This window comes from Streptomyces sp. NPDC090741, assembly GCF_044769045.1.
Taxonomy (GTDB): Bacteria; Actinomycetota; Actinomycetes; order Streptomycetales; family Streptomycetaceae; genus Streptomyces.
In genome coordinates this window covers 1-7,507 of record NZ_JBIVXF010000038.1, presented here as the reverse complement: position 1 = coordinate 7,507, position 7,507 = coordinate 1, and the positions used below count along the sequence as shown (strand labels likewise).

At 73.7% G+C, this 7,507-nt stretch carries 5 protein-coding genes and 1 pseudogene; 5 read left to right on the top strand and 1 reads right to left on the bottom strand.

Annotated elements, in window-relative coordinates; translation table 11 throughout:
* The first annotated feature begins 497 nt into the window (after positions 1-497).
* From ACIQU4_RS42150 to ACIQU4_RS42130, 5 genes are all read left to right on the top strand, one after another.
* On the top strand, positions 498-4,271 hold the full coding sequence (locus ACIQU4_RS42150; protein WP_403743200.1) for a BREX system ATP-binding domain-containing protein: 3,774 nt from the start codon (positions 498-500) through the stop codon (positions 4,269-4,271).
* Between the two features lie 61 nt (positions 4,272-4,332).
* Entirely contained in the window at positions 4,333-4,851 is a 519-nt protein-coding gene (locus ACIQU4_RS42145) for a MarR family winged helix-turn-helix transcriptional regulator (RefSeq protein WP_403743197.1), read from the top strand.
* A gap of 266 nt (positions 4,852-5,117) precedes the next feature.
* Positions 5,118-5,513: a hypothetical protein gene (locus ACIQU4_RS42140; RefSeq protein WP_403743194.1), complete on the top strand. Its 396-nt coding sequence runs from the start codon at positions 5,118-5,120 to the stop codon at positions 5,511-5,513.
* A 124-nt stretch (positions 5,514-5,637) separates the two neighbouring features.
* Complete coding sequence (locus ACIQU4_RS42135) at positions 5,638-6,504, top strand: NmrA family NAD(P)-binding protein (RefSeq protein WP_403743191.1); 867 nt, start codon at positions 5,638-5,640, stop codon at positions 6,502-6,504.
* A 139-nt stretch (positions 6,505-6,643) separates the two neighbouring features.
* Positions 6,644-6,898, top strand: a complete 255-nt coding sequence (locus tag ACIQU4_RS42130; protein ID WP_403743188.1) for a phosphopantetheine-binding protein — start codon at positions 6,644-6,646, stop codon at positions 6,896-6,898.
* 10 nt (positions 6,899-6,908) lie between these two features.
* Here ACIQU4_RS42130 and ACIQU4_RS42125 read toward each other — a convergent pair.
* Positions 6,909-7,507: pseudogene (locus tag ACIQU4_RS42125) on the bottom strand (2-oxoacid:ferredoxin oxidoreductase subunit beta); the annotation flags it as partial.

Genomic DNA, 7,507 nt, shown 5'->3' with positions numbered 1-7,507 from the left:
TGCACACCTACAATCACCACCGCGGACACACCGCGCTCGCAGGCAAACCACCCGCCAGCCGCGTCCCCAACCTCACTGGGCAATACACCTAGGCCGTGTCTTTCGGGGGGCATGTTCCCCCAGCTACCGCTGGGAGGTGCCCCCAGGCCCGCGGCGTCGGCACCGCACGCCGCCGCGTTCTCGTCGGTCGCCGACGTCCCCCAGCTACCGCTGGGAGGTGTTCACACCGCGCCGACTCCCTCCCCGGCCTTGCGATGCACGGCGCCAGACGCCGGGGGCTGATCCAGCCTGATCCGAAAGACCCGGCCTAGGGCGGCGGCATCGCAACGCGGAGCGGAGCCCGATGACCGGATGCGCGCGCGCACTCCGAACACGCGTCGCCGCGCAGGGGCTGCGGCGGCCTCGGCCCCTGTGGGAGACCTCGGGGATCACGCCTGCTCGGGGCGCGGCGGGCCAGGGTCCGTCTCCGGATCGGGCTGGATCGGCGTGCGCCCCCGGTGCCGGGGGCCCGAGGTGCGGGGTGCGGGGTGCGGGACGCCGCGGCGTGGCCGGATCCGGAACACGAGCCCCGACGCAAGCCCTTGGACCACCCCGGGCGGCCTGGGGTCTTTTTGCTCCGTCTGCGCTCGACCACCCCTGTAGGCGCGGCTTCGACCCTGACCGGGGTGAGGGGTGGAGTTTCGATGACGGGGGCACGTGTGACGCTGGTGGGCAGGGACGCGGTGATCGGAGCGCTGGACACGGCGCTCGCGGAGTGCGCCGAAGGGGGCGCGCGGATCGTTCTGGCCGAGGGCGCCACGGGCTGCGGCAAGAGCGCGCTGGCGGACGCGGCCGCCGAACGGGCGCGCCGGGCCGGGGCGTTGGTGCTGACCGCGGTCGCCTCCCCGGAGGAGCGCCACGTGGCCCTGGGTGTGCTGCGGCAACTGGCACACGGCGAGGAGGGCTTCGTCCTGCCCCTGCCCGTGCCCGCCGCCGACGGTTCGGGCGCGCCGCCCGCGCGGGTCGAGGCCATGCAGGCCTTCTGTGCGCGGCTGCGGGAGCTGAGCGGGCTGCGCCCCGTCGTGCTCGTCGTCGACGACATCCAGCACGCCGACGGCGCATCCCTCCAGTACCTCCAGTACCTGGCCCGGCACGCCCGTACGGCCGCCGTACTGACCGTACTGACCGGCACTCCGCACGCCGAGGACCTCGACCCGGTCTTCACCACCGAGCTGATGCGCCAGCCGCACTTCGCCCGCCTCCGCCTGGACCGCCTCACCCCCACCGAGGTCGCCACGACCCTCGCCACCCTCCGCCCGACCGCCGGACTCCCGCCGACCCGCGGACTCCGGCCAACCGGCGGGCTCACGCCAACGGGCGGGCCCAACCCGGCCGGCGGACTCCGGACGGCCAATGGACTCCCGCCAAGCGACAGACTCCGGCCAACCGGCGCACTGGTGCCGACCGACGAACTCGCACGAACCCGCGCGCTCCTGCCGAGCGACAGGCTCACGCCGACCGACGAGCTCGCACCGGCTGGCGGGAACGCTCCGGCCAGCGGGCTCACGCCGATGGATGGGCTGACACCAACCGGCGAACTCACGCCGCCCGACGGGCTCACGCCAACGGACGGACCCATCCCGACCGGCGTGCTCCGGCCAGCCGATGGGCTCCTGCCGAACGACGGGCTCCGGCCAACCGGCACACCGGTGGCGACCGACGAGCTCGCACGGACCAGCGCGCTCCTGCCGAGCGACAGGCTCACGCCGGCCGGCGAGCATGCTCCGGCGTGCGGGCTCGCGCCGAGCGACAGGCTCACACCGAGCAGCGAACGCATGCCGAGCAGTGGGCCCGCATCGACGGGCGGGCTCGCGCCGACCAGTGGACCAACCAACGGCGGGTTCCTGCCCGTTGGCGACCTGTACCGCATCAGCGGGGGCAACCCCCTGCTGCTCCGCGCGCTCGTCGAGGAGACCGGCGCCGGACAGTCCCCCGCGCCCGAGCCCGGCGGCCCGTACGGTCAGGCCGTCGCGACCTGCCTGCACCGGACCGGCCCCACCGCCCTCGCAGCGGCCCGTACCGCAGCAGTACTCGGGGAACAGGCCACCCCGCAACGGGTCGTACGCCTCCTGGGCGGATCGGCGGCGGCCACCCGGCGAGCACTGGCCGCACTGGAGGCCTCCGGCCTCATGGCGGCTTCGGCCCAGCCGGACGCCTCGGGGCGGTATGAGGTCGCGGGCCGGTACGAGGCCGCACAGCGGTACGAGGCCCCCGGCCTACCGGAGACTTCGGGCTCGCCGGACGCCTCGGGCCGACACGAAGCCCAAGGCCGGTATCAGGCCCCGAGCCGGTACGAGTCCGCACAGCGGTACGAGGCCCCCGGCCTGCCGGAAGCTTCGGGCGGTCCGGAGTCCTCGGTCCTGCCGGAAGCCTCGCGGCGGACGGAAGCTTCGGGCCGGCCGGAGGCGGCGGGCCGACCCGGCGGCGCGGGCCACCCGGACGGCATCCTGTTCCGGCACCCCGCCGCGCGGGCCGCCGTACTGGAGGACACCACCCCCGGCATCCGCGCCGACCTGCACCGCCGGGCCGCCCGGCTGCTGCGCGAGGACGGCGCCCCCGCCACCACCGTCGCCGAGCACCTGCTGGCCGCCGCCACCGACCACGGCTCCAGCGAGCCCGCCGACGTAGAGGTGCTGCGCGAAGCCGCCGAGGAACTGCTCGTACAGGGCGACGCCCGCGCCGCCACCCGGCTCCTCGAACTCGCCCTCCAGGCGGGCGCCGACGCGCACACCTGCCACGGGATCCGGCTCCGCCTGGCCCAGGTGGCGGCCCGCTTCGACCCGGCGGCGGCCGAGCGCCAACTCACCGCCCTGCTCGACGCCCACCGCTCCGACACCCCGGCCCCCGCCCACACCCGGAACACCCCGAACACCCCGCACGGCGTGCGCCCCGGGGACACCGATCACACCGATCACACCCCGCACGCCGAGCGGCTCGGGCCCGCCGGGAACACCGAGCACGCCCGGCTGCTCGTCGGGCTGTTGTACTCGCAGGGGCGGGTCGGGGAGGCTGCGGGTCTCGCCCCCGGCGGAGGCGGAGGCAGCGGCGCCGGGTCGGCGTTCGACAGTGACCTCGACACGCCCCGGGCCGTCAGCGAGCGGTTGTTGCAGGGGACCCGGCTCGCCGATGCCACCGCCACTCCACTCGCCCAGGCCGTCCGTTCGCTGACCGCCTCCGACCAGCCCGACCGCGCCGTCTCCTGGAGCCACAGGCTGCTGGAGGAGGCGGAGCGGGCGCACGCGCCCGGCTGGGTCTCGCTCTTCGGCACCCTCCATGCCGAGGCCCTGCTGCGGCTCGGCGACCTCACCGGGGCCCACGCCCACGCCACCGCCGCCCTCCAGGCCCTCCCCGACCGCACCGGCAGTGCGTTCCACTGCGCCCCGACGGCCGTGCTGATACGAGCCGGCAGCGCCATGGGCCGGTTCACCGAGGCCTCCCGGCTCGTGGACCGGCAGCTGCCGCCGCGGCTGCCGGCCAGCCTGCACGGGCTCGCGTACCTGCGCGCCCGCGGCCTGCACCGCCTCGCCGTCAACCAGCCCCACGCCGCCCTCGCCGACTTCCTCGAAACCGGCCGCGTCATGGCGGCCTGGGGCATCGACCGCCCCGCCCACCTCCCCTGGCGCACCGACGCCGCCGAGGCCCTGCTGCTGCTCGGCGAGACCCGGCAGGCCGAACAGCTCGTCCTCGACCAGCTCGCCCACCCCGACGCGCGGCGCCCCTGGGTACGCGGCCTCTCCCTGCGCCTGCGCGCCCACACCGGCGAACCCCGCCGGCGGACCGCCCTGCTGGGCCAGGCAGTCGAGGAGCTGCACCGCTCCGGCGACCGCGTCGAGACGGCCCGCGCGATGGCCGACCTCGGCCGCGCGCTCCAGTCCGAGGGCTCGTCCAAGGGCAACACCATGGTCCGCAACGCCTGGAACCTCGCCAAGGACAGCGAGGCCGTCGCCCTGTGCCGGGAGATCCTCCCGGACGCGCCCCTCACCCCGCCCGTACGGGACCGGGCGCAGGCGGGCGGTCAGACGGCGTCCGGCGGCGCCAAGCTGAGCGGTTCGGAGCAGCGCGTGGCGACACTGGCGGCCCAGGGACTGACCAACCGGGAGATCTCCGCGAAGCTCTTCCTGACGGTGAGCACCGTCGAGCAGCACCTCACCCGGGTCTACCGCAAGCTCCGGATCAGCTCGCGCGGCGATCTGCCGATGGACCTGGCACCCGTCAGCCGGACGGCGCTCTGAGGCCCCTGTTCTCTTGGCAGCTCTCTTGACAGCCAAAGTGATTAGCCGCCATATTATCTGCATGACGAGGGACGGCATCGACGGCGAGGCACCCACGCTGGACCAGGCCAGGCGGCAGGTCGAGCACTACGGCCTGGAGGTCGATCCGCAGGCGGTGCTGGTCGCGGTGCGGCTGATCTCGGCGGGCGCGAGGGTCGGCCGGGCGGCCGAGGCGCACTTCGCCAGGTTCGGCCTGTCGACGGGGCGCTACCGCCTGCTCGCCGACCTCGAAGACCACGGTGGGGAGAAATCCCCCTCGCACCTTGCAGTCGACCTCGGTGTCTCCAGGGCCACGGTCACCGGCCTGCTGGACGGCCTTGAGCGCGAGGGCCTGATCGCCCGCCGCCCGTCCACGGAGGACGGCCGGGGCACGGTGGCCGTTCTGACCGCGCGCGGCGCGCAGCGTCTGCGCGACATGGCGTCCGAGCATTTCGGGCGGCTCGAGGCGATGGTGAGCGGGCTTTCCGTCGAGGAGCGCGCGGTGTTCCTGGATCTGCTCGCCCGCGTCGTGCGCGGCAGTGCGGCCCTGGCCGCCGACTGACCCGGCTCCCTGCCGGCTTGGCCCCGCCCTCCGGGTAGGGCCTCTTTTTACGAGGTAATAGTTAGCCGCCTAATTACATTGGCGGAGTAGGCCTGCCCCTGCCACCCTCCCCCGCCGCCGCAACCCCCCGCTTCCCTCACACGGACGAGAAAGAGGCCAGCATGCCCGCAACGAAGGACAGAACCAGTCGAAACCGGGCAGCCTCCCGGCCATCCGGGTCATCCCGGCCATCCCGGCCATCCCGGCCGTTCACCCTGTGGCGCGAGGTGCTGACCGCCTACGCCGCCCCCGCGCTGATGGCCGGTACCGCCGGAGTCGTCACCGGGCAGCAGGACCTGGCCATGGCCGCCTGCACCTCCATCGCCGGCACCTCCGCCGTGGTGGCGTTCCTGGTCGGCAGCTGGCTGCGGCGAGGCGGGCAGCCCCGGCGGTGGACCACCACCATGCCGCGCGTCGCCCTGACCGCCGCGCTCGTCATCACCGCCGCAGGCGCGGCGGCCCTGCTGGGATGGTTCACCGCCCAGTGGCTACCCGCCCACAGCCCGATCCCCGCCACCCCGTGGCTGGAGCGCCTGCGCATCGACCTGCCCGTCTCCGCAGCACTCGCCACCACCATCGTCACCCTGCGCTGGCGCAGCACCACCACAGCATCCCCGGCATAGCCCACCCCGGCACCGGGCCCACCCGCCCCACGAGCCCAAGCCCGACCGAGCCCAAGCCCGACCGAGACACCCACCCCACCCTGCCGCATCTGCCGCCGGGAAGTCACCAAGGAATGAGCACACCGTGATCGTCGTCATGGGAGCGACCGGAGCAACCGGGAACGCCCTGCTCCACAGCCTCCTCACACTCGGCGCACCCGTCCGCGCACTGACCCGCACCCCGCACAGGCCGATCCCCGGCACAACCGGCGCACACCGACCGCACGTCGAGGTTCAGTACGCCGACGCCACCGACCCCCGCTCCCTGCGCACCGCCTTCAAGGGCGCCGACCAGCTCTTCCTCGCCATGGCCAACAGCCCCGCACAGGTCGAACTCGAAACCCGCGTCATCGACATCGCCGCCGACACCGGCATCGGACACATCGTCAAGATCTCCGCACCCGCCGCCGAACCCGACTCCCCGGTCGCCATCTCCCGCGGACACCACGCCGTCGAGGAACACCTGCGCGCCAGCGGCCTCACCCACACCATCCTGCGCCCCTACGCGTTCATGCAGAACCTCCTGCGCCTGGCCCCCACCGTCGCCCAGGGCGTCATCCTCGGCACGACGGGCGACGCGCCCTGCAACTACATCGACTGCGGCGACATCGGCGACGTCGCCGCCGCCGCCCTCACCAGACCCGACATCGCCGGCGGCACCTACACCCTGACCGGCCCCGAAGCCGTCGCCTACCCCGAACTCGCCTCACGGCTGACCGACCTGATCGGGAAGCGGATCCGCTACGTCAACCTCACCCCGGACGAGCTGCGCGACAACCTCATCCACACCGCCCACATGCCCACCTGGCTCGCCGACCACGTGACGGAGATCCAGCAACTCACCATTGCCCGACCCGAAACCCCCACCACCACCGTCATCGACATCCTCGGCCGCCCGCCCCGCACCCTCGACGCCTTCCTGCACGAACACCACGCCCACTTCCGCCGATAGCCGCCGCCGGGCCGGACGGGGTCTTCGCGGTGCCATGCCCTGCTGTCCGCCGGAGGCTTAGGGGGAGACAGGGGTACCTCGGGACGGCCGGGCCCTCGTAGCGTCACTTGCCCACCACGCGAGAGACGGGGAGTCCACCATGGCCGCCTGGGACCGGCGATTCGAGGAACTGCTGCGCGAGTACCTGCCGTTCCTCTCGGAGGGCGAGCCGCTCGCCCCCGACACCAGCCTGCGGGACGCGGGCCTGGACTCCCTCGGGACGGTCGAGCTGCTGGGGTCGCTGGAGAGTGCGTACGGCGTCCGGTTCGTCGACGACGCGCTCGGCCCCGAGACCTTTGCCACGCCGGAAGTGCTGTGGGCCGCGCTGGGCAGGTTGTCCCAGGCGGCCCACTGACACGTGTGGCTCAGGCGACCACCGTCCACGTGTCGTTGCCGGCCATCACGCCGGCGAGGTCGCCCTTGCCCTTGCTGTCGACGGCCGCCTGGAGCTGCTGCGCCATCAGCGTGTCGTAGACGGGGCGTTCGATGTCGCGGAAGACCCCCATGGGGGTCCGGTGGAGGGTGTCCGCGTCGGCGAGGCGCGAGAGCGCGAAGGCCGTGGTCGGGGACTTGGCGTGGGCGTCGTGGACGAGGATCGCCGATTCGTTCTCCGGAGTGACGTCCACGACGTCCAGGTCCCCGGTGGCCTGGTTGCGTACGACGCCCTTGTGCCCGTCGGCGCCGAAGCGGATCGGCCGCCCGTGCTCCAGCCGGATCACCGCCTCCTGGGCGGTCTGCTTGTCCTTCAGCACCTCGAAGGCGCCGTCGTTGAAGATGCTGCAGTTCTGGTAGATCTCCACGAGCGCCGTGCCCTGGTGGTCGGCGGCCGCGCGCAGTACCTCGGTGAGGTGTTTGCGGTCGGAGTCGACGGTCCGGGCGACGAAGGTGGCCTCCGCGCCCAGCGCCAGTGAGACCGGGTTGAAGGGCGCGTCGAGCGAGCCCATCGGGGTGGACTTGGTGATCT